We start from the raw sequence: 25,509 nt of genomic DNA, 5'->3' as shown, positions 1-25,509 counted from the left end.
TCCGGCGTCGGGAATCTCGAAATCAGAGGATAGCGTTACAGCATTCGAAATCGTTGTCGATATAGTGTGCGATAAATCTTGCTTTGAATTTGCGCTGGTTACAGAGAGAAGTGGTTGAACCACCGGACACGTCAAGATCTTCCGGCAGGACAAACTTGATGCACCGCACGGTGACGTTCCGGCAGCTTCCCTTCGTATGGGCCGGCACGGTTATAATTTTCATCCCGCGCTTGTGCTCTATGCCATACGAATCGACTTCCGTAAGGATGGCGGCCAGCGCCACGCGCTTATTCGGACAGACATTTTTCAGCGTAACGCTAAGCTGAAGAATACGCCCGAGTGATTCCATGCCAATGTCTCCTGCGTCAAATTCGAGGGTGTCCTCGCAGCCGTCAATGGTAATATCAACGGGGTGCGGGCACTTCTCCGGCAAAATGACAATTCCACAGTCCACCTCAATTTTAGGGGAAGGGAATGTGACATGGTTGCCATCCCTGTCGCGGTAGGTGATACTGTCATTGACTTCCACTGTGCCAGAGCATGGCCCAACATGTTCAACCGTGAATTCTAGCACAGCTCCCTCGCTCCCTTTTGCGCCTAATTCGTCAATTTTCCATTGGAGCGAGGTGGGGCTTGTCAGGCTTGTGGTTCCTTTGGTTGGATTGGACACGGCAGTGATTTTAAAACAGGGATTTACTTTTTCATCAATTACAATATCGGTGGCGCCCGGCTTTGCAATATTCTGGGCCAGATCTTCAAATAACGTTTCCAGTTCTTCATCATCCGGCGTGATTGCCACATAGGCGGAAGGCGGGGTGGAGGCCCAATCGTTCAGTGCCTGTTCGTCGATGCCGCCGTTGCCGGAGAGCCCAATGCAGTAGATGATGATTCCCTGTGCTTTTGCCGCATTGGCTATTGGGGTGGGATTTCCCCCCACTGTAGTCCGGCCGTCTGTAAACATGACAATGACACGTTGATTTGTCGAAGCGGGATTAAAAAGTTGCGTTGCTTTTGTGAAGGCATCGGCGTGGTTGGTGCGGCCTCCGGCGGACAGTGCGTCGACGGCCTCTTTCAGCTCCTCTACGGAAGTGACCAGCTGCGTGTCCTGTGTCGCCGTGTCGGCGAAGCTGACAATTCCGATGTGACTGCCGTGCCCAATCTGTCCATCCTGTGTGTTGTCGGTTGCTTCATCAATAATATCAATGAATTTTTTTGCGCCGTTTTTCAGATTCGCCAGTGGGCTGCCGGACATACTGCCGGAACGGTCAAGGACAAGGACGATATCAGTGGGGTTTGTGATGATATCCGGCTCCGCTGTCAGCGATAGTTTGACCTTGAACGAACCACCGCAATCAATTCTGTCGGTATTCAGTTCTTTGTTTGAGTTGGTGATACCCAATTGGAACACATCCTTTCTGAGCTCAAATAAGCTCACTACAGTATATGTAAGCTAGAGCACAAGTGGGACTAGAATCCGCATAGGATGTTTTTACAAAATACCAAGAGTATATCCCCCTACCGTGTTTATTGAAATGGTCCCACGGGAAAAAGTTTATCTTCGGTTTATCTTTACGTGTCGGAGAGTTTATTTTCATGTGCTACACTGGGGGCATTCAGACAGGAGGTTACTTCATGCTACAATTAAAAAATATCGTAAAAACCTATGTTACCGGAGATTTAAAGCAGGACGCTTTACAGGATGTCAGCCTTAATTTCCGAGAAAATGAATTTGTTTCTATACTGGGACAAAGCGGTTCGGGAAAAACAACAATGCTCAACATCATTGGTGGCCTTGACCGCTATACGAGCGGGGATCTGCTCATCAACGGCGTGTCGACAAAAAAATATAAGGATGGGGACTGGGATTATTACCGCAACAGCTCCATCGGATTTGTTTTTCAAAGCTATAATTTGATTCCGCATCAGACTATACTTGCCAATGTTGAACTCGCCTTGACGCTTGCAGGGGTCTCCAAAAGGGAACGGCGACAGCGCGCGATTGCTGTTCTCAAGAAGGTGGGGCTGGGCGACCACATCCACAAAAAGCCGAATCAGATGTCGGGCGGTCAGGTGCAGCGCGTGGCCATCGCTCGTGCGCTCATCAACAATCCCGATATCCTGCTAGCCGATGAACCCACCGGTGCGCTGGATTCCGAAACCAGTGTTCAGATCATGGAGCTGTTAAAGGAAGTTGCCAAAGATAAGCTGGTTATCATGGTGACACACAATCCAGAACTGGCAGAAAAATATTCCACCCGCATTATTCGGCTGCTGGACGGCAAAGTCGTCAGTGATTCCAATCCATGCACCGTGGCGGATGCTGTGGAGGAGAAAACGAAAAAACACAAGAGAATCTCTATGACCTTTTTTACAGCGCTCTCCCTCAGTTTCAATAATTTGCGCACAAAGAAAGGACGCACGCTGTTGACATCCTTCGCCGGCTCCATTGGAATAATCGGCATTGCGCTGATTCTCTCCCTTTCAACCGGCATCCAGGCTTACGTCAACAGCATTCAACGGGATACGCTCTCCTCGTATCCGATTGCCATTCAGCAGGAGGAATCCGGCATTATGAGTGCACTGACCTCCGGAGGGGAGGGAATGATGGGAGGGGAGGGGGAACCGCATGATCGGGACGCGGTGTATGCCAATGACCGGATGTATGAGTTATTTAACGCGGCCTTCACGGGAAGCGATGTTCAGAACAATCTAACTGCGTTCAAAGCATATCTGGACAGAGAGATGGACACCGCAACGAGTACGACCAATCTCTACGACTACGTTTCCACCATTCAATATCAGTACGACATCGATTTGAATACCTATATTCAGGGGGAAGATGGCGTCTATCACAGCACAGATCTCGTTGCGGCGCTTTCCACAGGGGAAGAGTCCGGCAGCGAGACGGGTACCACCATGGAGTCGATGATGAGTTCTCGCCTTGGCTCAATGAATCTCTGGTCGGAACTCTTGCCGGGAACAGATGGCGCATTGCTTTCCGATATGCTGTATGAACAATATGACCTGATCAGCGGGCATTGGCCGACAGAAGCCAGTGAGGTTGTATTAATTCTGGATCAGAACAATGAGATCATGGACGTTGCTTTTTATGCGCTCGGTTTGATGACGGATGATGAGGTGAACGATATATTCAGCGCGGTCATGAAGGGAGAAGAAATCGAGACGATTTCCAGGCAAGTCGCCTATGACGATATTCTGAATACTTCCTTTAAAATGATTCTCAATGCTGACTATTATACGAAAGACAGTACTGGCGCATGGAAGGATATACGAGACGACGAAGCCTCCATGGAGCTAATCATTGAGAATGGATTTGATCTGGAGATTGTCGGCATCCTCCGCCCGAAACCAGAGGCGGCCGCAACGGCGATTTCCGGTACCTTTGGCTATACATCGGCCCTGACGGAATATATCATAGAAAAGACAGGCGAAAGTGAAATTGTAAAGGAACAGTTACTGCCTGAGAATGAGAATTATGACGTCCTGACAGGACTTCCCTTTGTCATCACCGAGGATATTGATCCGACGGATGCCGACAAAGCGGAGCAAATCACAGAGTACTTTGCCTCCCTCAATGATATTCAAAAAACGGAGGTGTATACCGCGATCCTATCTAAGCCGTCGCCTGAATACCTGGAGCAGACGGTAAACGCCTATATGGAAAATTTTTCGACGCGGGACTCCATGGTTGAATTGGTTGCCAATACCTACAACTTTGACAAAGCAGCTGCGGAGGGGTATCTATCCGACTATTCCGATGACGAATTGCGGGAGTTGCTTAAAAAACAGATCGAAACCCTTGTCACAGAACAATATGCCGAACAGGCGCAGGCGCAGGTGCTACAGATCAAGGCCGCCGCTTCAAACTCAAATGACCTGTTTGGAGCCCAGGGATTTGCGGCCGTTGCCGCCGCTTTTGACCAGATGATAGCGGCTGTAACCGATGAAAGCACCCTTGCAGCGTACTATGATGAATATATGCCCTCCACCGTATCGGGTTCCACTCTCGCAGACACCCTTGACACCCTCGGCGCAGTTGATCTTGATACGCCGTCGACAATCAATATTTACGCAGAAACCTTTGAGGACAAGGAAATCATTGACGACCTCATTACAGCGTACAATGAATCGGTTGCGGAAGAAGATCAGATTTCCTACACGGATTACGTAGCCCTTCTTATGTCAGGGGTCACGACTATGATTGACGCCGTATCCTACGGCCTGATCGGTTTTGTTTCGATTTCGCTGGTCGTGTCTTCCATTATGATCGGGATTATCACGTATATCTCTGTGTTAGAGCGCACGAAGGAAATCGGAATTCTGCGCAGTGTAGGCGCCTCCAAGAGAGACATTTCCCGTGTGTTCAATGCGGAAACAGCCATCGTTGGCTTGGCGGCGGGGCTTATTGGAATCGGAATCACGGTTCTGCTGAACATTCCAATCAGTATCATAGCAGAAAGGCTAACCAGCATCGGCAATATCGCTGTACTCCCGGTGAATGCCGCCATCATTTTGGTTGCCATCAGTGTGATCCTTACGATGATTGCAGGTCTGATCCCATCCAGATTGGCCGCAAAGAAAGACCCGGTGATTGCCCTGCGCAGCGAATGATTCAGCACCTTGCGAAGGGAGTCATCTCGGTTTTGCAACGGTTGCACTGAGCACGCGGCGTGAGCAGACAGGTGGAGGGTTACGAAAACACTCTCCACCTGTTTTTAATGCCCATGGCACAATTTCTTCTTCAAAAGTACGTTTTATTTTTAGAAAAATGAATTATATCCGTATAATACGGATATAAATTATTATAATGCACCCTGCCCGTGGTTACAATATATTTGGCTAACTTCTTAAAGCAAAGGGGGGGCAGGAAAGCGGCTGTTATGATACAAAAGCAATGGGCGCTCTTTCAAATTATATCGACTATGAGAGTTTTGGCAGAGATATTCGTTTCGATGAAAGCGGCGTTTTCACCGATCACGGTTATGTACGCTCAAACGGCGGCCGCTTTGTTGACATCTACGACGGCAAGATAGAGAATATCCCCGAAGAATACCGTATTCAAAGCCCGAACCTTTATGTACGCACTGCTATCGGGAGAACAGAAAAAGATATGGAGCGCTGATTTGCACATTTGATATTGTTTCCGCACTTGGGTATGATATATAATAAAAAAGGATAAGGAAGTGATTTCAAGTGAGCGACAGCTCTTATACCGATTTAGCACAGCGGATCGAGGAATCCTTTGCCGAGATTGAGGACGAAGCGATTGCCGATTTCAAAAAGACGGACGAAATCTATGCAAATCTGTATCAGCATCAAAGCTGAAAGCAGACAATCCGTTTATCGGCAAAGTTATGGACGGCAGCGGCGATATTTCGATAACCGCCGCGGAACACGAAGTTCTGACCGAGTATTTTCGTCTGCGGTTCAGGCTCGACGACATGGAACGCCAGCGGTTATATTTCAGAGGACATACCGACTGTATTTCGTATCTGAAAAAGGTCGGGGCGTTAAATTAAATATTTCAGCATAAGCGGTACGGGAATTTCCTGTGCCGCTTTTTACATAGTCAAAATAAAATTCAGAACCGAAAAAGAAATCAAAAACTAAAAGTTTTTACGAAATCTCAGTAAGAAGTATTGACCACACAGAGTTTTTTGGATATACTAATAGTAAAGGAGGCGTTAGTATGATCGTTAGACCCCACTATTTAGATTTATTGAAAACCTACCGTAATGTACCGCTGGTGAAAATCCTTGCTGGTATTCGCCGCTGCGGGAAATCTACGATTTTAGAAATGTTGCAGGACGATTTGATTAAAAGTGGCGTTCCTGCCGACCACATTATCAGTATGCGTTATACCTCGGAGGATTTTGATGACGGTATAACCGATAAGGGTATGTATAATGAAATCAAGGAGAAAATGACAGACGGTGAGCGTTACTATCTTCTGCTTGATGAAGTGCAGGAAATTACAGGCTGGGAAAAAGCCGTCAACAGCTTACTTGAAAACGCCAATACAGACATATATGTGACCGGCTCCAATTCCAAGCTGATGTCAAGTGAAATATCCACCTACCTGACTGGACGGTATATCTCTATCCCCGTATTTACGCTCTCTTTTGCCGAGTATATGGAGTTCAAAAAAGCAAGCGGACGCACCCCGAAAGAACTGCTTACCGAATATATCCGCATGGGTGGCTTTCCGATCGTTGCACTGAGCAATTTTAATGAGGGTGCGGCCTATCAGATCGTCGAGGGCATTTATAATTCTGTTATCACCAGCGATATAACGAAACGGCACAACATCACGAACTTTGACCTGTTCAACCGTGTTGTAAAGTATATCGTTGAAAATGTCGGCAAGACCTTTTCCGCTAATGCGATCGTGAAGTTCCTGAAAAGCGAGGGGCGTTCTCTCTCGGTGGAATCGGTATATAACCATTTAGAATGGCTGGAAAAGGCCTTTGTGATCTACCGCTGTCAGCGATACGACCTGCAAGGCAAATCCGTACTGAAAACGCAGGAAAAATTCTATCTTGCCGACGCTTCTCTGAAATACTGCATGATGGGCTTCAATCCGAAATCCGTTGCCGCTATGCTGGAAAATATCGTGTACTTTGAACTTCGCAGAAAAGGCTATGAGGTCTATATCGGCAAGAACGAAACGAAAGAAATTGACTTTGTGGCGGTGCGGCGCGACGAACGTATTTATGTACAGGTGTGCCGTAATCTGCCGGAAGAATCCGACCGTGAGGTTGCCAATCTGCTTGAAATCAAAGACCACTACCCCAAGTATGTCGTAACCCTTGATGAGCTTGCCGCAGGCAATATCAACGGCGTGAAAATCGTACATTTAGCGGATTTTCTGTTAGCTGAGGATTATTAAATTATGGGTATGAGTAAACAGGGGAAATTTATGATTTATTGTGCCGAGCAATACAAACTGGCAAAGCACCTGACGGGAAAACAACTTGCGGAGCTTTTCAGCCGTTACCGTGTGTGGGAGTATGTCTATTCCTGTTATGAAGCTCTGCACACAACAGGTACGAACTATATTATTGAGGACATAGATTTGTATATTGAAGCCCGCAAGCCTGCGATGGCTTAATGCTCTGCATACTAAATATTTTTACCTGCATATATTCCACTTGTTTTATATGCAGAAACTTACATAGCTGAGAGGTTTTCTTAATGAAAGCCCCTCGGCTTTTTCTATTTCAGAATGGAGGTGAAAAAATATGCCATATATCCCGCCGGAGGTGGTGGAAAAAGCCCGTGAAATGGATTTGCTGACCTATCTGAAAAGCTATGAGCCGCAGGAGCTTGTTCATTTTGGAGGAAACACCTACTGCACCCGTGAGCACGACAGCTTGAAGATTTCAAACGGCAAATGGTGTTGGTTTTCCCGTGGTATCGGCTATTCTGCGCTGGACTATTTAATCAAGGTCAAGAAAATGCCGTTTATGCAGGCAGTTGAAACGATTATGGGGAATGTCGCAGTATCTCCGCCGACCTATTTCCCCGCACCAAAGGAACAGAAGCCGAAAGTTTTGCTTCTGCCAAAAGCGAATCGCTGCGCTACTCATGTCGTCGAATATCTGCGTGGACGAGGTATCGACTATGACCTGATAGATTTTTGTATCAGTACGGAACGGCTGTATGAAAGCTATCCTTATCACAATGTCGTGTTCGTCGGGCAGGATCGCAGCGGCAAACCCCGCTATGCCAATTTGCGCGGTATCGGCTCGGACTTTATCGGGGACGCAAACGGCAGCGATAAGCATTATTCTTTTGGGATTCCCGCCGCCAATGAAAGCGGTACGCTGAACCTGTTTGAATCGGCGGTCGATCTACTGTCCTATGGGACAATGGCCGACAACTTCTACGGTACGGGCGCTTATTCTTTACGCAGGATCGACCCGCAGCAGACCGAGAAAGACACCTGCACCTATTGTAATCAACGAAAAGGGTATGACTACGAGATTATCCCGAAGAACCGATAAGGGGATGCCTATGGAATCACAGACAGCCTATAAAATTTTATTCACGGATTATCCTGATGTAGTCAATGTTGAGCAAATGTGTAATATGCTCGGAGGTATCTGCAACAAAACCGCTTACAAACTCTTGAAATCCAACAAAATCAAGAGTTTTATCGTCGGTCGCCGCTATCGAATCCCGAAGCTCAACATTCTTGAATACTTGGAATTAATAGATAAATCTACTGCGTAAAACCTCGTTCGCACATTTGGCCTATGAGGTTCTTTCTGCTACAATGTAAATGTCAATGGCAGATGAATCTACGACTGTACAAGAGTTCGCTTTGCAAGCGAACTCTCCAAAGGAGGTTTTATTATGGTAGCAGGACATCTGCGAGAAAAAAACGGGTACTATCATATGGTACTCAACTATGTGGACGAATACGGAAAACGGCATACGCCGTCTAAATCCACGGGTTTGCCCATAAAGGGCAATAAAAAGCGTGCCGAAAAAATGCTTTCCGAAGCTCGTGCCGCCAAAGAAGCCGAGTTAGAGGCGAGATCAATTGAACGCAGCACGGGCAAAGCCCCTGTAGACACAATCCTTTTTACTGCTTTTCTGCTCGACTGGCTGGAGATGACAAAAAGGAATGTGGAGGAAACGACATACGGGGCGTATTCTATGGCGATAAAAAGCAAAATCATTCCGTACTTTGAAGAACACCACCCCGGACTGGCTCTGTGTGAGGTCACGCCGAAGCATATACAGGACTACTACACATACGAGTTGACGGTGCGGGGCGTTTCCGCAAACACGGTCATACACCGCCACGCCAATATCCGTAAAGCCTTACAGCACGCTTTCAAACTCGGCTTGATTGATACGAACCCGGCGGATCGTATTGAACGGCCGAAAAAAGAAAAGTTTGTCGGCAGCGTTTACGAAGAAGATGAGCTAAACCGTCTTTTTGAGATTGTCAAAGGCGACCCCATAGAGCTTGGCATTATCCTCGGCGCGTTTTATGGACTGCGCCGAAGTGAAGCGGTCGGCTTAAAGTGGGACGCGATCGATTTTAAGAAGAAAACAATCACCATTCGTCATACAGTTACACAGGCAACCATAGACGGCAAGAGCAAGATTATTCAAAAGGATCGGACAAAAACAAAGGCAAGCTATCGCAGCCTACCGCTTGTACCGCCCTTTGAAGAATTATTGCACCGTCTGAAAGCGGAGCAGGAAATAAACCGAAAGCTGTGCGGGAAATCTTATTGCAGGAAATACACCGACTATATCTATGTAAACGAAATCGGTGAGCTTATAAAGCCCGGCTATATCACACAGCATTTTCCGCTGGTTCTGCAAAAGAACGGGTTGCGGAAGATTCGTTTCCACGATCTGCGGCATAGCTGTGCAAGCCTTTTGTATGCAAACGGTGTCAGCCTGAAAGAAATTCAGGAGTGGTTAGGTCACAGCGATATTTCGACCACCTCAAACATTTACACGCACCTGAATTTCACCTCAAAGGTTGCGTCTGCCAATGCGATTTTAGGCGTATATCCCTCCGCTTAATGCTCTATGTCCCTCCAATGTCCCTCCAAAAATCAGCCCGAAAATGGCAAATTTGCTGATGCGCGAGGGACGCTGCAAAGAAAAGCAGAGCATAAAGAAAAGCCCGCAAGCCCCGATATATCAAGGGGTTACGAGCTGTTAAAGTCTAGTGCCGGTGGTGGGACTCGAACCCACACGATGTCACCATCAACGGATTTTGAGTCCGCCTCGTCTGCCAATTCCAACACACCGGCTAACAACGAACATTATCATACCACATCCAAAAGTTTGTGTCAACACCTTTCCCAAAAAATGCAGCATTTTCTAAACTTCAAATTCTTCCCCTCTAGGGACTTCTCAAACGATAAAAAATACTGTATAATATCCACGAACACAAAGTGCAGTGCGCAGGTCCTGTCGCACTGCGGGTGAAGCGACGAAACTGCTGCGGTAAGAAAATAGATGGTGTGCTATTTGGGCCGGATTGCCACAGATAGCCTCTTGCCGCCACAAATCTCATTTGGCGGCGCATATAACCGGGCAAAAGCGCTTCAGAATGGAGGATACAATGCACTCACAGAAAAAAACTTTGGCGGCCTGTTATATCGGGTATATTGTGCAAGCCATTTCGATCAATGTCCCACCGGTTCTGTTTATCATCTTTCAGGAGGATTTCGGCATCACCTTTGAACAGCTAGGCCGCTTGGTGCTCATCACCTTTTTGGTGCAGATGCTCGTCGATGTGGTGATGGCAAAGTTGATTGCCAAGACAGGATATCGGGCTCCGTCGGTGGTGGCCCATATTTTAGCGGCGATTGGGTTCGGAATGCTGGCCGTGGCCCCGAACCTATTTGCTGGACACGTGTACGGTGGTCTGGTGTTGGCCGCATGCATATACGCCGTTGGCTGTGGCCTAATCGAAGTGCTGATCAGCCCAATTGTGCAAGGCCTTTCCTTTGAAGAAAAAGGACCAGCGATGAGCCTCCTTCACTCTTTTTATTGTTGGGGGCAACTGGGGGCTGTCCTGATATCGACTCTGTTGCTGCTGATTCTGGGGCGGGAGCATTGGCAATGGATCATGGCCATCTGGACGCTCGTTCCCCTGGTCAATGTGTTTCTGTTTTGGAGTGCCCCCCTCCCGAAGGTAGAAGCGGGGGAGGAAATGGGCGGGCTGCGCCGGCTGTTCAAGAACAAGTTGTTCTGGATTGCCGCCCTTATCATGGTAGCCTCCGGAGCCTCAGAGCAGGCGATGTCCCAGTGGGCGTCCCTGTTTGCGCAAAAAGGATTGCAGCTCAATAAAACCCTGGGCGATCTGGCAGGGCCCTGTTTTTTTGCCCTGTTGATGGGGGTTGGCCGAATGCTGTACGGGATCAAGGGGGCGAGGCTCAACATAAAGAATATGCTCACCATCTGTGGATTGCTCTGTATCGCGTGCTATCTAACCGTCGTCTTTTCACCGTGGCCAATGCTCTCCCTGCTGGCGTGCGGCATCTGTGGATTGTCCGTAAGCCTGATGTGGCCGGGAACGCTGGTGATTGCGGCGGATGCGCTGCCTAGCGCTGGAACAGCCCTGTTTGCGCTGATGGCCATGGGCGGCGACATAGGCTGTTCCGCAGGCCCATGGCTGACAGGATTCGTCTCCGACGCGGCGGCGGAGTCCCAATGGCTTTTGGACAAAACAGGGATGGAAGCGGAGCAGGTGGCCCTGCGCGCCGGCCTTTTAGCAGCGATTGTCTTTCCCGTGATGCTGGTAATTTTAGTCCGGCGCATAGGCCGAAAAAGAAAAGAAACTTAAGATTTTATAAATTTGGAGAGAAAATTGGGTTTTTTTCCCTTTAATTTGGTATACTGTTGGTAGCAAGCAGCAAAAAACTGCCGGGCATGTGGGGCAGATGGAGGCATATCATGAAAAACAAAATATTACTAGTGGATGGACATTCCATAGCGAACCGGGCATTTTATGGCGTGCCGCTTCTTTCTAATTCCCAAGGGGTGTACACCAACGCGGTGTATGGATTCATCAACATTTTTATGAAAGTTGTGGAGATGGAAAAGCCAGATTTAGCCGCCGTGGCCTTTGACGTGAAAGCGCCGACATTCCGGCACAATCTGTACGCCCAGTATAAGGGAAATCGATCTGCTATGCCAGATGAGCTTCACATGCAGATTCCGATCATTCAGGAGATTTTGGATAAGGCGGGAATTCAGCTTTTGATGAAGGAAGGCTTTGAGGCGGATGATATTCTAGGAACCATCGCGAAGCGGCGCGCCCACCAGGGGGATGAGGTGACAGTGCTCTCCGGAGACCGGGATCTGTTGCAGCTAGCGGAAGAGAACCTGAAAATCTTAATCCCGAAAACGAAAAAGGGCGGAACAGAGCTGGAAACCTATTTCCCAGCCGATGTTGAGGCGAAATACGGGGTAACCCCAGATGGATATCTCCAGATGAAGGCGCTGATGGGCGATCCATCGGACAACATTCCGGGAGTGCCCTCGATCGGGGAAAAGACAGCTGCCAAAATCATTCAGGAGTATCAATCTGTGGAAAATGCCATCGCTCACGCGGCCCAGGTGAAGCCAGCCCGTGCGGGACAGAATCTGGAGGAATTTCAGGAGCAGGCTCGACTCAGCCTGACCCTGGCGACAATCTGTACGGACTGCGACATACCGGAGGACGTCAGCCCATTTTCCATGGACAATTTTCAAAATCCAGCCTTTATTCAAGTGTTGAAACAATACGAATTCAAAAGTCTCCTTGAACGATTTTTACCAAAAAGCGGGATGGCGGAGCAGATGAGCTTGATGGAAGAGCAGGGGCTGGAGGAGACGGAGCTGGCGCAAGAGCGTCAAGACTTGCACCGCGTTCAGTCTCGTGCGGAGTGGAGAGCGCTGTGCCAGAAATTGGAGCAAGCGTCTCTCGTGGCCATGGAGATTTTGGAAGAGGGAGAGACCATTCAGGGGATCAGTCTGTGTTTTGAGGAGGAAAGCGCCTGGTGGGTGGAGACAAGCGTGATCCCCTGGAACGAGCTGGCCGTCCAGCTGAAACCCATCATGGAGAAGGAGCAGATCCGGAAGATCGGACATAATTTCAAAGAAGAATATCGCGCGTTTCTCCCCTATGGCGTCCAGCCGAAGGGGGTTGTGTTCGATACGATGATTGCCGCCTATCTGATCAACCCTTCCAAGGATACCTACACCATCGATGAACTATCTACCATTTATCTCGGAGAATTTGCATCGTCGGAGATCGAAGTGCTGGGCTCTGGAAGCAAAAAGATGTCCCTGCTGGATTTGTCTCCAGAGAGAAGAACTCTGTATGCCGCATCCCTGACACAGATCGTATACCGGGTCTATCCAAAGATGAAGCAAGAACTGGCCGACAAGGGGATGGAGCGGCTTTTTTATGATGTTGAATTGCCCCTTGTAGAAGTGTTGGCATCCATGGAGCAGATCGGAATCAAGGTGAATGTCCCGGTGCTCAATGAGATCGGGCATTTCCTGGCAGGGGAATTGACAAAACTCACCGAAACGATTTATGATATGGCAGGGGGCCCCTTCAATATCAACTCCCCCAAGCAGTTGGGGGAAGTTCTGTTCGAGCGGCTGGGGCTGCCGGTGCAGAAGAAAACGAAATCCGGGTATTCGACTTCCGCGGAGGTGCTGGAGAAGTTGAACCCTCTTCATCCTATTATTGGAAACATTTTGCTTTTCCGGCAATTGGGCAAGCTACAGTCCACCTACGTGGAAGGGTTGGCTCCCTATATCCACCGGGAGGATGGAAAAATCCATTCCCGATTTCAGCAGACCGTTACAGCCACCGGGCGATTGTCCAGTACGGATCCAAATCTACAGAATATTCCCATCCGTATGGAACTGGGACGGCAGCTCCGAAAGGCCTTCGTGCCGGAAAGCAGTGACTTCCTCTTCATGGATGCAGATTACTCTCAGATCGAGCTGCGGCTATTGGCCCATATGTCCGGGGATGAAACGATGATCGAGGCGTACCAGCGGGGAGAGGATATCCATCGCCTGACAGCGTCCCAGGTCCTGGGAATCCCGCCGGAGGATATCACAGCGGCGCAGCGAAATTCCGCAAAAGCTGTAAATTTTGGCATTATCTATGGAATCAGTGCATTCTCTCTGAGCGATGACCTTCATATCAGCCAAAAGGAAGCTTCCGAATATATCAACGCGTATTTTCAGCAATATCCGAAAGTCAAAGGATTTCTGGAGGAATGTGTGGAATCCGCCAGAGAGCGGGGGTACGGCGTCACAATTTTTGGGCGGCGACGGAGTATCGATGAACTAAAATCAAAGAATTTCAATATGCGCTCTTTTGGCGAGCGGGTGGCGAAGAATATGCCGATTCAGGGGAGCGCGGCCGATATCATCAAGATCGCCATGGTCAGAGTGTATCAGCGCGTCAAGCGAGAAAAGCTCCGCAGCCGGCTGCTGCTGCAAGTCCATGACGAGCTTCTCATGGAGGTGTACCGCCCGGAGGAGGAGGCAGTGCGCCGGATTCTGGAGGAAGAGATGACAGGTGCGGCCGATTTGAAAGTGCCGCTGGAGATCGATATTCATACGGGAGAGAATTGGTATGAGGCAAAATAAACCGGTTATCGGGATTACGGGAACCATCGCCGCAGGAAAGAGCACAGTGTCCCGCTATTTCCGCGATGCCTACAGAATTCCCATTCTCGATGCCGACGTAGTAGGCCATGAGGTGCTGTTGGAGGATGGGGTAAAGCAGGAGTTGACAAAAGCCTTTGGCAGCGATATACTGAATGCGGATCAGAAGCAAGTGGACAGGAGAAAGCTTGGAAAGATTGTATTTACCGATGCAAAGGCGCTAAACCGATTAAACTCCATCACACACCCCGTCATCTGTATTCGAATCGATGAGGCCATTGCGAAGACCCAGGAGGCTGAACCGGAAGCTCCTTTTCTTTTGGTTGAGGCCATTGAGCTGCTGCGCTCGCCATTGAAGGACATGGTGCAGGAAGTCTGGGCTGTGTGCGCGGATCCCCAGGTTCGAATCCGCCGGATTATGAAGCGGCAGAATTTGACAGAGGCGGAGGCTGTGGCGCGGGTACAGAGTCAGTGGAGTGATGAAGAATACAGCCGCAGGGCGGCAGTCGTATTCGATGGCGGCGGCGATACGCCGGCGCTGTACGCACAGTGTGACCGAGTCTATGCGAGGATGATGGAAAGGGGAGAGGGGGAAGGCCATGGGTAAACTACACAATCTGCACATGCGGATAGGCCTGCTATTGATGATATGCGTCTTGACAGCCGGCTGTTCTCCTATAAGCGAAGGGGAATCCTCTCAAATTTCGGAGTCAGAGGAAAATAGCCAGGAGTCCATGACGGATCTCTCCTCCGCTCCAGAGGAATCGGAATCGGAAGCGGATCCGGTTCCGCAGGCGGGCGGAGAGCTGAGCATGACAGTGCAAAATCCACAGACCCTCAACCCTCTGCTGACCGACGATGAAGACACGGCCCAGATGCTGAACCTGATCTTTAGCCCTCTGTTGGATATCAACCAGCAGGATGAGGTCTGCCCATCCATCGGGAGCAGCTGGGAATGGTCGGAGGACAACCGCACTGTCACCATCACCATCAACACGGATATCCTATGGCAGAATGGAAAAGCGGTGACGGCACAGGACGCCGCCTATTCAATCCAGGTATTGCAGCAGGCCCCTGAGACTGTCTATTATAAATCCTGTGTCCAATGTATCGAATCAGTCCGAACGTCAGGCAACACCCAGTTGATCATCACCTTTACCAATGCGTCCAGGCTAAACCTTAAGAGGCTGTACTTCCCTGTCATCTCTCAATCGTACTATACCGGCAATGTGGAGGAGGGGCTGGACAACGCCTTCGACCCCATGGGCAGCGGGCCATATAAGGTGGAATCCTATCAGGCACTTCGGGAACTTCGGCTTGTGTCCAACGATATGTATTTCAAGCAGACCCCCTATATCACCAATATATCGGTATATCTGAGCAGGGATGAATCGGCTAAGCTGGAGGCGTTCAATCAAAAAAAGACGACGCTATTCCACACAGAGTTTTTGAACTGGGGAAATTATATCAACCAGAAGAACCTGTCAATGTACAGCATCGACAGTCATTATGTCCAGGTGCTGGCTTTCAATATGAAGAAACCGTTGCTGGAGGAAGCCAGGGTTCGCAAAGGGATTGCCCTTAGCCTCAACACCGCGGAGATTTTAAAAAACGTCTGGTTAAGCAAGGGAACGCTGGCGGAGGCACCGATCTATCCAAATGGCTGGTATTCACCTACCAATCAGGCCAACTATACCTATGACATGGAGAGAGCCGGCGAATATTTGCAGAATGCCATCGATAGCCAGCTGACCGTTCTTGTCAACTCCTCGATCCCCGATCAGGAAGCGATCGGACTGGAAATTGTGGACCAATTACAGCGGATTGGCTTTGTGGCGGCGCTGGATCAAAAAGAAGAGGCAGCCTTTCAGCAGGCCTTGCAGGAAGGAAATTTTGATCTCGCCCTCTGCAGGTTTAGGATTTTCGATGAGATGGATTTAATGGAGGTCCTTGGCTCCACAGGTTCCCAAAATTATACAGGATATGCAAGTCAGGATATGGACGCGGCGCTGGAAGCCATCGGCCAGCAGACGGAGGAGGAGACGATCCATCAAGCGTTTGTGAATCTCGCGCAGCAGGTGGTGGAGGATCTCCCGTATTTCACCCTGTTTTTTCAGAAACAGGCGACGCTCACCGGGCTGAATGTGCGGGGAGACTTGGAGCCCACCTCATACAACGTGTATCGGGGGATTGAAAATTTATTTATATCGCAGCAGTAGCGGCAGAATGGAGGAAACAATGAGAGGTATTATCACGGTGGTTGGAATCGACAAGGTTGGTATCATTGCAGAGGTTTGTACTCTGTTGGCGAAGAATCAAATCAACATTTTAGATATTTCTCAGACGATTACCGGAGGGTATTTCCACATGATGATGATCGTCAACATGGAAAATTCGATTCAGGAATTTCACCAGGTCTCCGATGCGCTGGATGCGCTAGGAAACCAGTTGGGCCTCCAGATTAAACTGCAGCACGAGGATATTTTCCAGTCCATGCACCGAATCTAAGTTTTCCAGTCTAAGAAAGAGAGGAACAAGCCTTGGTCAATCTAAATGAAGTTCAAGAAACCAATCGGATGATCGAAGAGGAGAACCTGGATGTGCGGACGATCACCATGGGCATCAGTTTGCTGGACTGTGCTCACTCCGATTGTTCGACGTTCCAGAGGAAGATCTATGACAAAATTACAAAAAAGGCGGAAAACCTTGTCAAGGCGGGGGAGGAGATCCAGAAAAAATTCGGCGTTCCCATTGTGAATAAACGGATTTCCGTAACCCCTGTGTCCATCTGTTCCGCCGCCTGTGATCACGCGGATTTTCCGGCTATTGCCCAGACTCTGGATAAAGCGGCGGCTGAAGTCGGCGTCAATTTTATCGGCGGTTTTTCCGCGCTTGTGCAAAAGGGAATGACGCCCACCGACGAAGCGCTTATCGAGAGTATACCCGAGGCTCTGGGCAATACCCAGAATGTCTGCGGCTCTGTCAACGTTGGCTCTAGCCGGTCAGGTATCAATATGGACGCAGTCCGAATCTTGGGGGAAAGAATTCTGGATCTGGCCTACGTCACAAGACATGAGGACTCCATCGGCTGCGCGAAGCTCGTCGTTTTCTGCAACGCGCCGGAGGACAATCCCTTTATGGCCGGCGCTTTCCACGGCGTTGGGGAGGCCGATACCATCATCAATGTGGGCGTCTCGGGCCCAGGTGTGGTCAAAAAAGCCCTGGAATCCGTGAAAGGGCAGAATTTTGAGATCCTCAGCGAGACCATCAAGAAAACGGCATTTAAGATTACCCGGGTCGGCCAGCTGGTGGCGCTGGAAGCCTCTAAGATGTTGGACGTTCCTTTTGGCATCATCGATCTGTCTCTTGCGCCCACGCCGGCGGTCGGGGACAGCATTGCGGAGATCTTTGAGGAGATGGGGCTGGAATGTGCCGGAGCGCCTGGGACCACAGCAGCGTTGGCCCTGCTCAATGACCAGGTGAAAAAAGGAGGGCTCATGGCATCCTCTTTTGTGGGCGGTTTGTCGGGGGCTTTTATCCCTGTCAGCGAAGATCACGGCATGATTGAGGCTGTTGAAAAAGGCAGTCTGACTTTGGAGAAGCTGGAAGCCATGACCTGTGTCTGTTCCGTTGGGCTGGATATGATTGCCATACCCGGCGATACACCGGCCGCATCCATCTCCGGCATCATCGCAGATGAGATGGCCATTGGCATGATTAATTCCAAGACGACAGCGGTTCGCATTATCCCCGTACACGGAAAGGCGGTGGGGGACAGGGTTGAGTTTGGCGGGCTGCTGGGATATGCGCCCATCATGCCGGTCAACCGGTTTTCCAGCTATGATTTTATTAAGAGGGGCGGGCGTATCCCGGCGCCGGTTCACAGCTATAAGAACTAGGAGCGCTCCATGGGGTATTGGAACAGCAGGGGACTGCGGGGAAGTGTCCTAGAAGAGCTGATCAACATGACCAATGATCTGTATCGGAGAGAAGGGGTCGCACTGATTCAAAAGATCCCGACGCCCATTAAGCCGGTGGACTTTGATTCGGAGAAAAAGATGATTCGGCTTGCCTACTTCGAGCAGAAGAGTACGGTGGATTACATTGGAGTCATGCGGGGAATCCCGATGTGTTTCGACGCCAAGGAGACGGGGAAGAAGAGCCTGCCCTTCTCCAACATACACGAACATCAGGTGAAGTTCATGCGGGATTTTACGGCCCAGGGAGGGCTGGCGTTTTTGCTGGTCCATTTTTCCGCCCGGGATGAATATTTCTTGCTCCCTTTTGAGATATTAGAAGAGTATTTTCAAGGGGGAAGCCGGAAATCCATCCCCTATGAGGCCTTTGAGCCCCAGTATGAGATCCCTTATGAGTCAGGCGGATGCCTTCACTATCTGAAAGCCGCGTTAAAATATTACCAAAATCAAAGGAAAATTTTGTAACAAAACATGAAAATAATTTTTGTCGTAGGTATTGAAAGTTGATGCAAAGTCTAGTATATTAATAGTACTGCGGATGCCCGCTGTGACGGTGCTGAAAAGCGGAAAGGACGGGAAAGAATGGGGTATTCCATCGCTGTTGACGCCATGGGCGGGGATCATGCGCCGGAGGCTCCGGTCGAGGGCGCATTGACGGCTCTGGGGGCGTTTGACGACTTGACGGTCACGCTGTTGGGAGATACAGCCGTGATTGAAAAGGTTTTAGAGGGAAAAGAATACAATCGGGACCGGCTGCACATTCTACATACGACACAGGTGGTGGAGAACGAAGAGAGATCCCCGGCGGATGCCATTCGCCGCAAGAAGGACTCCTCCATGGCGGTCGCGATGCGCATGGTGAGAGAGAAGAAGGCGGACGGTATGGTATCAGCTGGCAACACAGGGGCGCTGCTGGCCGGTGCAACGCTGTTGGTGGGACGAATTCCCGGCATTTTGCGCCCGGCGTTGTCCATTGCGCTGCCGACGGGCGAGAGGCCAACCCTCGTCTTGGACGTAGGCGCCAACATGGACTGCAAGCCAGCGTACCTCGTGCAGTTTGCGCAGATGAGCAGTATCTATTATCGAGCGCAATACGGTGTTGATTCCCCGCGGGTCGGGCTGTTGAATGTTGGAGCGGAGGGTGGAAAGGGCAACGCTTTGACGAAAGAAGTGTATCCCATGTTGAGAGAGGAGACCGCTCTCAATTTCGCAGGGAACGTTGAGGCGCGGGATCTATTTGCAGGCGCTGTGGAGATTGCTGTCTGCGATGGGTTTGCCGGAAACATCCTTCTAAAGACAGTGGAGGGAGCGGCGGGTTTCATTCTATCGCTGATGAAGGAGACCATATCCCAATCTGTTAAGGGCAAGATCGGCGGTCTGATGCTGAAGCCGGACCTCCGGGATATGAAACACAAGCTGGACCCTTCCTCCGTAGGGGGAACGCCGCTGCTAGGGGTGGACGGCGCTGTTATCAAGGCTCACGGGAATTCCAAGGCGGCGGCAATGGCCAATGCCATTGGGCAGTGCAGGCGATTCTTACAGTCCGGCGTGAACGAGGACATTCAAAAGAATATAGAGATTCACTAGAATAAAGGAACAATCGAAAGGAGATATTTGGATGGATGAGATGGAGAGATTGAAAAAGATCATTGCGGAGGAACTCAGTGTGGATGAGGCGGAAATCACCGAGGAGACATCCTTTGCGGACGATTTGGGAGCGGATTCCATAGACCTGTTTCAGGTTCTGATGGCTGTGGAGGAAGAATTTGGCGTAGAACTTGAGGGAGAGGTGGGAGAACAGATCAAGACTGTAGGAGATGCCCTCCAATTCGTAAAGGAAAATCAATAAAAGTCTGCGGCAAACTTTGGGTGCTGTAAAGACAGCGCTTTCAGGAGCGGGAATCCTTCGTATCATCTCGAATCGGAGGATTCCCGTTTGAATCAGGAGGACACATCATCCTTTAGTTCGCTTATGCTATCTGTGTAGGAGCGTCACCGATAGCCGAGTTTCCTCCGCGCGAAAGCGCTCCAGAATGGAGGTTACCAGATAATGGGTAGAGAGACTACACCGAAGCCGGCCGATAGGATTGAGGAATTCGAGAGGCTCATCGGATATCATTTCACAGACCGCAAGTTGGCGCAGAAAGCGTTGACACATACGTCCTATGCCAATGAGAAGTTGGAGGACAAGGCATTTAACAACGAGCGCCTGGAGTTTCTGGGGGATGCCGTGCTGGAGCTTGTCACATCTCAGATGCTGTACGCGACCTATGACCTGCCGGAGGGAGAACTATCCAAGCGCAGAGCCAGCATCGTATGCGAGGCATCGCTATCTTACGCGGCAAAAGAGATGGAGTTTGGCCAGTTCCTGTATTTAAGCAATGGGGAAGAGCAAAATGGAGGGCGGGAGCGCAATTCTCTGCTGGCGGATATGGTGGAGGCGGTCATCGGCGCAGTGTATCTCGAGGCTGGGCTGGAGGAGGCGAGGCGCCTGATTGAAGCGATGTTATTTTCGCGCTTGCGGGAGATTGAGTCCCATACGGGCGAGGATTATAAGACGGAATTGCAGGAATTGGTACAGGCAAGGGAGAACGGGAAGCTAGAGTATGAGCTTGTCCAGGAATCGGGTCCGGACCACGACAAGACGTTTTCCATATCGCTGCGCTACATGGGCGATGTTGTGGGGCAGGGGACCGGCAAGACTAAAAAAGAAGCGGAACAAAAAGCGGCGCAAAAAGCGCTGGCTCTGCTCAGAGAAAAGGAATAGCGCGCCTGCTGCATGGCGGGCTTTTTGCCGTCTCGGCATTTCGCCAACAGGCGGGCTTTTAAGAAGTAGAAAGGTGAACGGACGATGGAGTTAAAGCGAGTGGAAATGCTGGGCTTCAAATCGTTTCCTGAGAAAATCAGCGTAGAATTCGACCGCGGAATCACCGCGATCGTTGGACCCAATGGAAGTGGAAAGAGCAACATATCCGACGCAGTTCGGTGGGTGCTGGGTGAACAAAGCGCCAGGACGCTTCGAGGGGCGAAGATGGAGGATGTGATCTTTGCGGGGACGCAAAGACGCCGCCCGGTCAATTATGCGCAGGTGACATTGGTTTTAGACAATTCCGATAAAAAGATACCCATCGAGTACGATGAGGTATCCATCAGCAGGCGGGTATACCGGTCCGGGGAGAGCGAATACACGGTGAATCAGAACCGATGCCGGCTTAAGGATGTACAGGAACTGTTGATGGACACCGGAATCGGAAAAGACGGATATTCGGTTATCGGACAGGGGCAGATCGATCAGCTTTTGAGTACGAAGCCACAGGAACGCAGATTGATATTTGAAGAGGCCGCCGGCATTGTGAAGTACAAGACTAGGAAAGAAACCGCGATCAAAGAATTGGAGGAAGAGCGAGCCAATCTCAACCGTGTCCAAGACATTTTAGAAGAGATCGCCTCCCGGTTAGGTCCCCTGCAAGAGCAGGCGGAGGTGGCGCAGAAATATGTAAAGTTAAAAGATGAACTCAAGATTTATGAGATCAATGCGTTTCTAGGCCAGTATAAACAGTATCGGGAACAGTATCAGAGGCTACTGTCGCAGCAAGAGGATTTGGGCCGTCAGATGGAGGCTTCCCGGCAGGAACAGGAGGAAGCTAAGGCGCGTTCAGCGCAGTATGCGGCTGCGGCGCAGCAAGTACAGCAGACGCTATCGCAGATGTACGATGAGATGACGCAGATGAAGGTTCGCAAGGAGACGGCGGAGGGAAACCGGCGAGTTGACCAACAGAAGAAGGAGTATCTGCGTAAGGAATTGGAGGGCGCACAAAAACGGCTGGACGAGACGAAAAGTAAGCTGAGTGCCCGCGCGGCCACTGTCCGAAAGGAGGAAGAACGCCGCGAGCAGCTGTCCCAGGACTTGAATCTCCGAGAAAATCGGATGGCCTTGCTGAGTGAAGCGGAGAAAAATCTATCGGAGGAAGCATCGCAGGTTGAGACTTCCCTGGAGAAGCATACAGCCTCGTTGAGCGCTGTGAAGACATCGCTGGCGGACAAGCAAAATAAGGCGCAGCGCCATGAAATTGTGTTGGAGCAGGGGCGAAACAGGCAAGAGTCGCTGGAGACCAGGAGTGCGCAGCTGAGCCAGGAGCGGCAGGAGAAAGAAGCTGTCCTGCAAGAGCTTGACCAGAAGCTAAAGTCGCAGGAGGAGACGCATGAGCAGGCGGAAAAGGAGCTGGCCGCTCTCATGGAGCAGGTGGGCCAGCTGCGGCAGACGATCCGCGACAAGCAGAAGGAAGAGGAGGAAATCGTAGCGGCGATCCGGGCCGATCAATCGCGCATTCAATGGCTCCAAGATCTGGAGCGAGATTATGAGGGGTTCAGCAACAGCGTCAAGAGTATTATGTCGCTGAAACAGAAGGAACCACAGCGCTGGCAGAAGATCCATGGAACGCTGGCGGATGTCGTGTCCGTGCCATCTCATTTAGCCGTAGCCATGGAGATTGCCCTGGGGCCCGCCATACAGAATATTATAACGGAAGATCAGGAATGCGCCAAAGCGTTGATTGAAAATCTCCGTTCCCGCAACGGTGGAAGGGCAACCTTTCAGCCTCTTGACACTGTGACCGGCCGCGCTCCCTTCGCGGGCGCGCAGAAAGTCAAAGCCATGCCGGGGGTGCTGGGCTTTGCCAACGAGCTGATCCAATACCGTGAACAGTACGGGGCCATCCTGTCCAGACTCCTGGGATACGTGGTGGTGGCCGAAGACTTTGACACGGCGGCGGCGATTTCTAAGGAGTATGGCAATGTGCTTCGGGTCGTCACGCTGAAAGGCGATATTTTTAACATTGGTGGCTCCATCACGGGAGGCAGCACTGGAAACCGGGCTGGCAATATATTGAGCCGAAAGGGAGAACTGGACAACCTCGCCAATGCCATTGAGGACAAGCGCGCTAAGGGCAGGGCTATGCAGCAGGAAGTTGCCACTCTATCGGCGGAGCGTCAGAGACAGGCGCAGGCGGTGGACGAGGCGGCAGCAAAGCGCGATGAGGCGACAGCGAACCTTTCAGAACTTCAAAAACAGCGGGACCAGCTTCTGTTTGTTTTGGAACATATCCGACAAGAACAGAGTGGGCTTGATGAGGACAAGCGCTCCCTTCTTGTGCAGGTTGAGGAGCACCAGGAATCCATGGCAAAGTATCAGGAAGCCATTGCCGTCCTGGAGCTACAGGTGAAGGAGGAATTGGAGCAGGTCCGTCAGCTGCAAGAGGCCGCGGCGGGCAAGAGCCGGGAGAGGGAAGAGTTGAAGGCCCAGCTCATGCAGGTGCGCATCGATGTGAGTGGCGTGCGCCAGCAGATCCAATCGCTGGAGCGCACCATGGGATGGGAGCGCCAGGAGATTGAGAATCTAACCCAGGACGCGGAGGGCATTCTGGATGAGATGGCCTCGCACCGGGCAGAGGAAAAAGAGCTGGAACAAAGGCTCCTTGCCCTGGAGAAGGAACAGTGTGACCTTGCAAAGCAGATTGAGGAGAGAGGCGAGCGCCTCAAGTCGCTGGAGGCGGAGCGGGATGAGAGAGACCGCAAGCGGGATGAGGGAATCCGAGAGGCCGAGGAGACATTGCGCAACTTCAGCGCTCTGGAGAAGGAGCAGGTTCGCCTGGAGAATCTGGCAAGCCGGGCGAAAAAGGATTTGACGGATCTTCAGGACCGAATTTGGGAAGAATATGAGATGACCTACAATGTCGCCGCTGCCATGGAGCAGGAGGAACTGGGCAGCAGCGCCAGCATTGCCAGGCGGATTACACAGTTGAAGGAGCAGATCAAAGCGCTTGGCGATGTGCATGTGGGTGCGATTGCGGAGTATGCCGCTCTGACGGAGCGCTGCGATTTCCTTACGGCACAGCGGGACGATATCTTGAAAGCAGAACAGAGCTTGCAGGAGATCATCCAGCGGCTGACGAAACAGATGGAGGAGCAGTTTGTTGAAGGTTTCACTCGGATCGCAGAGCTGTTTAACCAAGTTTTTCGGAAGCTGTTCGGCGGAGGCCGAGGGCTCTTGAGGCTGGCGGAGGGCGAGGGAGTCCTGGAGGCGGGTATCGAGATCATCGCACAGCCGCCGGGAAAGAAGCTACAGAGTATGATGCTGCTGTCCGGCGGAGAAAAGGCATTGACGGCTATCGCGCTTCTCTTTGCCATCCAGCAGCTTAACCCCGCGCCATTCTGTATATTGGACGAGATTGAAGCAGCGCTGGACGACGCCAACGTCGTCCGGTTTGCGAGCTATCTGAAGGAACTTTGCGACCGCACGCAATTCATTGTCATCACACACCGAAAGGGAACCATGGAGGCCGCCCACACCATGTATGGAATCACCATGGAGGAAAAGGGCGTTTCCAAGTGTATTTCTGTTAAGTTTGAATAAGGAGCAGGAGCAGGGATAAAAATGGGATTTTTTGATACGCTAAAGAAAGGGTTGGAAAAAACCCGCAACAGCATCGTCGGCAATATTGAATCGCTGTTTGGAGCCTACGACGAAGTGGATGACGATTTTTATGAGGAGCTGGAAGAAGCGCTGATTTTAAGCGATCTGGGAATGGAAACGACAGTGCGGATCGTGGAGTCTCTTCGAAAAAAGGCAAGGGAACAGCGCTTAAAGAAACCCGAGGAAGTCCGTGAACTGCTGGTGGAAGAGATTGCCGGGATCTTGAAGACCTCAGAACCCGGGATTATAGAGGCGGGAAAAATGAACGTCATTTTGGTCATCGGTGTCAATGGAGTCGGCAAGACCACCAGCATCGGCAAGATCGCCGCCCAGCTCAAGAGTGAGGGCAACAAAGTCCTGTTGGCGGCCGCGGACACCTTCCGGGCCGCCGCCATCGACCAGCTGAAAGTGTGGGCCCAGAGGGCGGATGTGGATATCATCTATCATCAGGAGGGCGCGGACCCAGGCGCTGTAGTCTTTGACGCGGCGGCGGCGGCCCGGTCCAGGAAGGCGGATGTGCTCATCTGCGATACAGCAGGGCGGCTTCACAATAAGAAGAACCTGATGGAGGAGCTAAAGAAGATGAACCGCATCCTCGACCGGGAATTTCCGGACGCCCACAGAGAGGTTTTGTTGGTGTTAGATGCAACGACGGGGCAGAATGCTTTGCAGCAGGCGAAGTTATTTGCCGAGGCAGCGCCGATTACCGGAATCGTGTTGACCAAATTGGACGGGACGGCTAAGGGCGGCGTCGTCATTGGCATCGCCGGTGAACTGAAAATCCCGGTGAAGTATATCGGAGTGGGGGAGGGCATCGAAGACTTGCAGCCCTTTCGCGCAGAAGAATTTGCGGCGGCGCTGTTTGAGTAAGATAAATCG

Annotated in this window: 22 protein-coding genes and 1 tRNA gene; 21 read left to right on the top strand and 2 right to left on the bottom strand. The window is 50.8% G+C overall.

What is annotated here, in order from left to right; all coding sequences use genetic code 11:
- Positions 1–22 precede the first annotated feature (22 nt).
- Positions 23–1,408 (bottom strand): vWA domain-containing protein, encoded by a 1,386-nt coding sequence (locus tag H8730_RS06025; RefSeq protein ID WP_249289566.1) that lies wholly within the window; start codon positions 1,406–1,408, stop codon positions 23–25.
- Positions 1,409–1,632: 224 nt separating this feature from the next.
- Here H8730_RS06025 and H8730_RS06020 point away from each other — a divergent pair, with 224 nt between their 5' ends.
- The 9 genes from H8730_RS06020 (at position 1,633) to H8730_RS05990 (ending at position 9,573) form a co-directional block, all read left to right on the top strand.
- The gene (locus tag H8730_RS06020) at positions 1,633–4,632 is read left to right on the top strand and encodes an ABC transporter ATP-binding protein/permease (protein WP_177719732.1); all 3,000 of its coding nucleotides are present in this window, start codon (positions 1,633–1,635) and stop codon (positions 4,630–4,632) included.
- A gap of 283 nt (positions 4,633–4,915) precedes the next feature.
- On the top strand, positions 4,916–5,143 hold the full coding sequence (locus tag H8730_RS06015; RefSeq protein ID WP_177719733.1) for an antirestriction protein ArdA: 228 nt from the start codon (positions 4,916–4,918) through the stop codon (positions 5,141–5,143).
- A 71-nt stretch (positions 5,144–5,214) separates the two neighbouring features.
- Complete coding sequence (locus H8730_RS17570; RefSeq protein WP_283243874.1) at positions 5,215–5,346, top strand: hypothetical protein; 132 nt, start codon at positions 5,215–5,217, stop codon at positions 5,344–5,346.
- A 29-nt stretch (positions 5,347–5,375) separates the two neighbouring features.
- On the top strand, positions 5,376–5,540 hold the full coding sequence (locus H8730_RS18025) for a DUF6664 family protein (RefSeq protein ID WP_430385371.1): 165 nt from the start codon (positions 5,376–5,378) through the stop codon (positions 5,538–5,540).
- Between the two features lie 170 nt (positions 5,541–5,710).
- On the top strand, positions 5,711–6,910 hold the full coding sequence (locus H8730_RS06010; RefSeq protein WP_249289565.1) for an ATP-binding protein: 1,200 nt from the start codon (positions 5,711–5,713) through the stop codon (positions 6,908–6,910).
- A gap of 30 nt (positions 6,911–6,940) precedes the next feature.
- Positions 6,941–7,132, top strand: coding sequence for a DUF3791 domain-containing protein (locus H8730_RS06005; RefSeq protein ID WP_249289564.1), 192 nt, complete (start codon positions 6,941–6,943; stop codon positions 7,130–7,132).
- A gap of 130 nt (positions 7,133–7,262) precedes the next feature.
- A complete protein-coding gene (locus H8730_RS06000) occupies positions 7,263–8,027 on the top strand; it encodes a DUF3991 domain-containing protein (RefSeq protein WP_346726559.1) in 765 nt (254 codons plus the stop codon).
- Between the two features lie 10 nt (positions 8,028–8,037).
- Entirely contained in the window at positions 8,038–8,256 is a 219-nt protein-coding gene (locus tag H8730_RS05995) for a helix-turn-helix domain-containing protein (protein WP_177719736.1), read from the top strand.
- A gap of 123 nt (positions 8,257–8,379) precedes the next feature.
- On the top strand, positions 8,380–9,573 hold the full coding sequence (locus tag H8730_RS05990) for a site-specific integrase (RefSeq protein WP_177719737.1): 1,194 nt from the start codon (positions 8,380–8,382) through the stop codon (positions 9,571–9,573).
- Positions 9,574–9,722: 149 nt separating this feature from the next.
- Here the strand turns inward: H8730_RS05990 and H8730_RS05985 are convergent.
- Positions 9,723–9,806, bottom strand: a tRNA-Leu gene (locus H8730_RS05985).
- A 314-nt stretch (positions 9,807–10,120) separates the two neighbouring features.
- Between H8730_RS05985 and H8730_RS05980 the strand changes: the two genes are divergently transcribed.
- The 12 genes from H8730_RS05980 to ftsY all read left to right on the top strand — a co-directional run bounded on the left by H8730_RS05980 (position 10,121) and on the right by ftsY (position 25,500).
- Positions 10,121–11,347 carry an MFS transporter gene (locus H8730_RS05980; RefSeq protein ID WP_177719738.1) on the top strand — a complete coding sequence of 409 codons (1,227 nt, stop codon included), beginning with the start codon at positions 10,121–10,123 and terminating at the stop codon, positions 11,345–11,347.
- A 110-nt stretch (positions 11,348–11,457) separates the two neighbouring features.
- The gene (polA, locus tag H8730_RS05975; RefSeq protein ID WP_249289563.1) at positions 11,458–14,163 is read left to right on the top strand and encodes a DNA polymerase I; all 2,706 of its coding nucleotides are present in this window, start codon (positions 11,458–11,460) and stop codon (positions 14,161–14,163) included.
- Complete coding sequence (gene coaE / locus H8730_RS05970; protein ID WP_177719740.1) at positions 14,150–14,788, top strand: dephospho-CoA kinase; 639 nt, start codon at positions 14,150–14,152, stop codon at positions 14,786–14,788. Before polA ends, coaE begins: the two co-directional genes overlap by 14 nt.
- Positions 14,781–16,400, top strand: a complete 1,620-nt coding sequence (locus tag H8730_RS05965; protein WP_177719741.1) for an ABC transporter substrate-binding protein — start codon at positions 14,781–14,783, stop codon at positions 16,398–16,400. Before coaE ends, H8730_RS05965 begins: the two co-directional genes overlap by 8 nt.
- A gap of 19 nt (positions 16,401–16,419) precedes the next feature.
- Positions 16,420–16,689, top strand: a complete 270-nt coding sequence (locus tag H8730_RS05960; protein ID WP_346726558.1) for an ACT domain-containing protein — start codon at positions 16,420–16,422, stop codon at positions 16,687–16,689.
- A 32-nt stretch (positions 16,690–16,721) separates the two neighbouring features.
- A complete protein-coding gene (locus tag H8730_RS05955) occupies positions 16,722–18,080 on the top strand; it encodes a PFL family protein (protein WP_177719743.1) in 1,359 nt (452 codons plus the stop codon).
- A gap of 9 nt (positions 18,081–18,089) precedes the next feature.
- Positions 18,090–18,623 (top strand): Holliday junction resolvase RecU, encoded by a 534-nt coding sequence (locus tag H8730_RS05950; RefSeq protein ID WP_177719744.1) that lies wholly within the window; start codon positions 18,090–18,092, stop codon positions 18,621–18,623.
- Between the two features lie 117 nt (positions 18,624–18,740).
- A complete protein-coding gene (gene plsX, locus H8730_RS05945; protein ID WP_177719745.1) occupies positions 18,741–19,745 on the top strand; it encodes a phosphate acyltransferase PlsX in 1,005 nt (334 codons plus the stop codon).
- A 31-nt stretch (positions 19,746–19,776) separates the two neighbouring features.
- The gene (gene acpP, locus H8730_RS05940) at positions 19,777–20,007 is read left to right on the top strand and encodes an acyl carrier protein (protein WP_177719746.1); all 231 of its coding nucleotides are present in this window, start codon (positions 19,777–19,779) and stop codon (positions 20,005–20,007) included.
- 201 nt (positions 20,008–20,208) lie between these two features.
- Positions 20,209–20,925: a ribonuclease III gene (rnc, locus tag H8730_RS05935; RefSeq protein ID WP_177719747.1), complete on the top strand. Its 717-nt coding sequence runs from the start codon at positions 20,209–20,211 to the stop codon at positions 20,923–20,925.
- Positions 20,926–21,009: 84 nt separating this feature from the next.
- Positions 21,010–24,570: a chromosome segregation protein SMC gene (smc, locus tag H8730_RS05930; RefSeq protein ID WP_177719748.1), complete on the top strand. Its 3,561-nt coding sequence runs from the start codon at positions 21,010–21,012 to the stop codon at positions 24,568–24,570.
- 21 nt (positions 24,571–24,591) lie between these two features.
- Complete coding sequence (ftsY, locus tag H8730_RS05925; RefSeq protein ID WP_177719749.1) at positions 24,592–25,500, top strand: signal recognition particle-docking protein FtsY; 909 nt, start codon at positions 24,592–24,594, stop codon at positions 25,498–25,500.
- Positions 25,501–25,509: the final 9 nt, after the last annotated feature.

It is taken from the genome of Bianquea renquensis (assembly GCF_014384895.1).
Classification (GTDB): Bacteria; Bacillota; Clostridia; order Lachnospirales; family Bianqueaceae; genus Bianquea; species Bianquea renquensis.
Note: the sequence above shows the minus strand (reverse complement) of the source record. Positions and strands in the feature narration are given on the sequence as shown.

Coding starts and splice junctions, on each gene's coding strand:
- H8730_RS06015 (WP_177719733.1), top strand. CDS start 4,916: ATGGGCGCTCTTTCAAATTATATCGACTATGAGAGTTTTGGCAGAGAT.
- polA (WP_249289563.1), top strand. CDS start 11,458: ATGAAAAACAAAATATTACTAGTGGATGGACATTCCATAGCGAACCGG.
- ftsY (WP_177719749.1), top strand. CDS start 24,592: ATGGGATTTTTTGATACGCTAAAGAAAGGGTTGGAAAAAACCCGCAAC.
- H8730_RS18025 (WP_430385371.1), top strand. CDS start 5,376: ATGGACGGCAGCGGCGATATTTCGATAACCGCCGCGGAACACGAAGTT.
- H8730_RS05980 (WP_177719738.1), top strand. CDS start 10,121: ATGCACTCACAGAAAAAAACTTTGGCGGCCTGTTATATCGGGTATATT.
- coaE (WP_177719740.1), top strand. CDS start 14,150: ATGAGGCAAAATAAACCGGTTATCGGGATTACGGGAACCATCGCCGCA.
- H8730_RS05960 (WP_346726558.1), top strand. CDS start 16,420: ATGAGAGGTATTATCACGGTGGTTGGAATCGACAAGGTTGGTATCATT.
- H8730_RS06010 (WP_249289565.1), top strand. CDS start 5,711: ATGATCGTTAGACCCCACTATTTAGATTTATTGAAAACCTACCGTAAT.
- H8730_RS06000 (WP_346726559.1), top strand. CDS start 7,263: ATGCCATATATCCCGCCGGAGGTGGTGGAAAAAGCCCGTGAAATGGAT.
- H8730_RS05995 (WP_177719736.1), top strand. CDS start 8,038: ATGGAATCACAGACAGCCTATAAAATTTTATTCACGGATTATCCTGAT.
- acpP (WP_177719746.1), top strand. CDS start 19,777: ATGGATGAGATGGAGAGATTGAAAAAGATCATTGCGGAGGAACTCAGT.
- H8730_RS05950 (WP_177719744.1), top strand. CDS start 18,090: ATGGGGTATTGGAACAGCAGGGGACTGCGGGGAAGTGTCCTAGAAGAG.
- H8730_RS06005 (WP_249289564.1), top strand. CDS start 6,941: ATGATTTATTGTGCCGAGCAATACAAACTGGCAAAGCACCTGACGGGA.
- H8730_RS06020 (WP_177719732.1), top strand. CDS start 1,633: ATGCTACAATTAAAAAATATCGTAAAAACCTATGTTACCGGAGATTTA.
- H8730_RS05965 (WP_177719741.1), top strand. CDS start 14,781: ATGGGTAAACTACACAATCTGCACATGCGGATAGGCCTGCTATTGATG.
- plsX (WP_177719745.1), top strand. CDS start 18,741: ATGGGGTATTCCATCGCTGTTGACGCCATGGGCGGGGATCATGCGCCG.
- H8730_RS05990 (WP_177719737.1), top strand. CDS start 8,380: ATGGTAGCAGGACATCTGCGAGAAAAAAACGGGTACTATCATATGGTA.
- smc (WP_177719748.1), top strand. CDS start 21,010: ATGGAGTTAAAGCGAGTGGAAATGCTGGGCTTCAAATCGTTTCCTGAG.
- rnc (WP_177719747.1), top strand. CDS start 20,209: ATGGGTAGAGAGACTACACCGAAGCCGGCCGATAGGATTGAGGAATTC.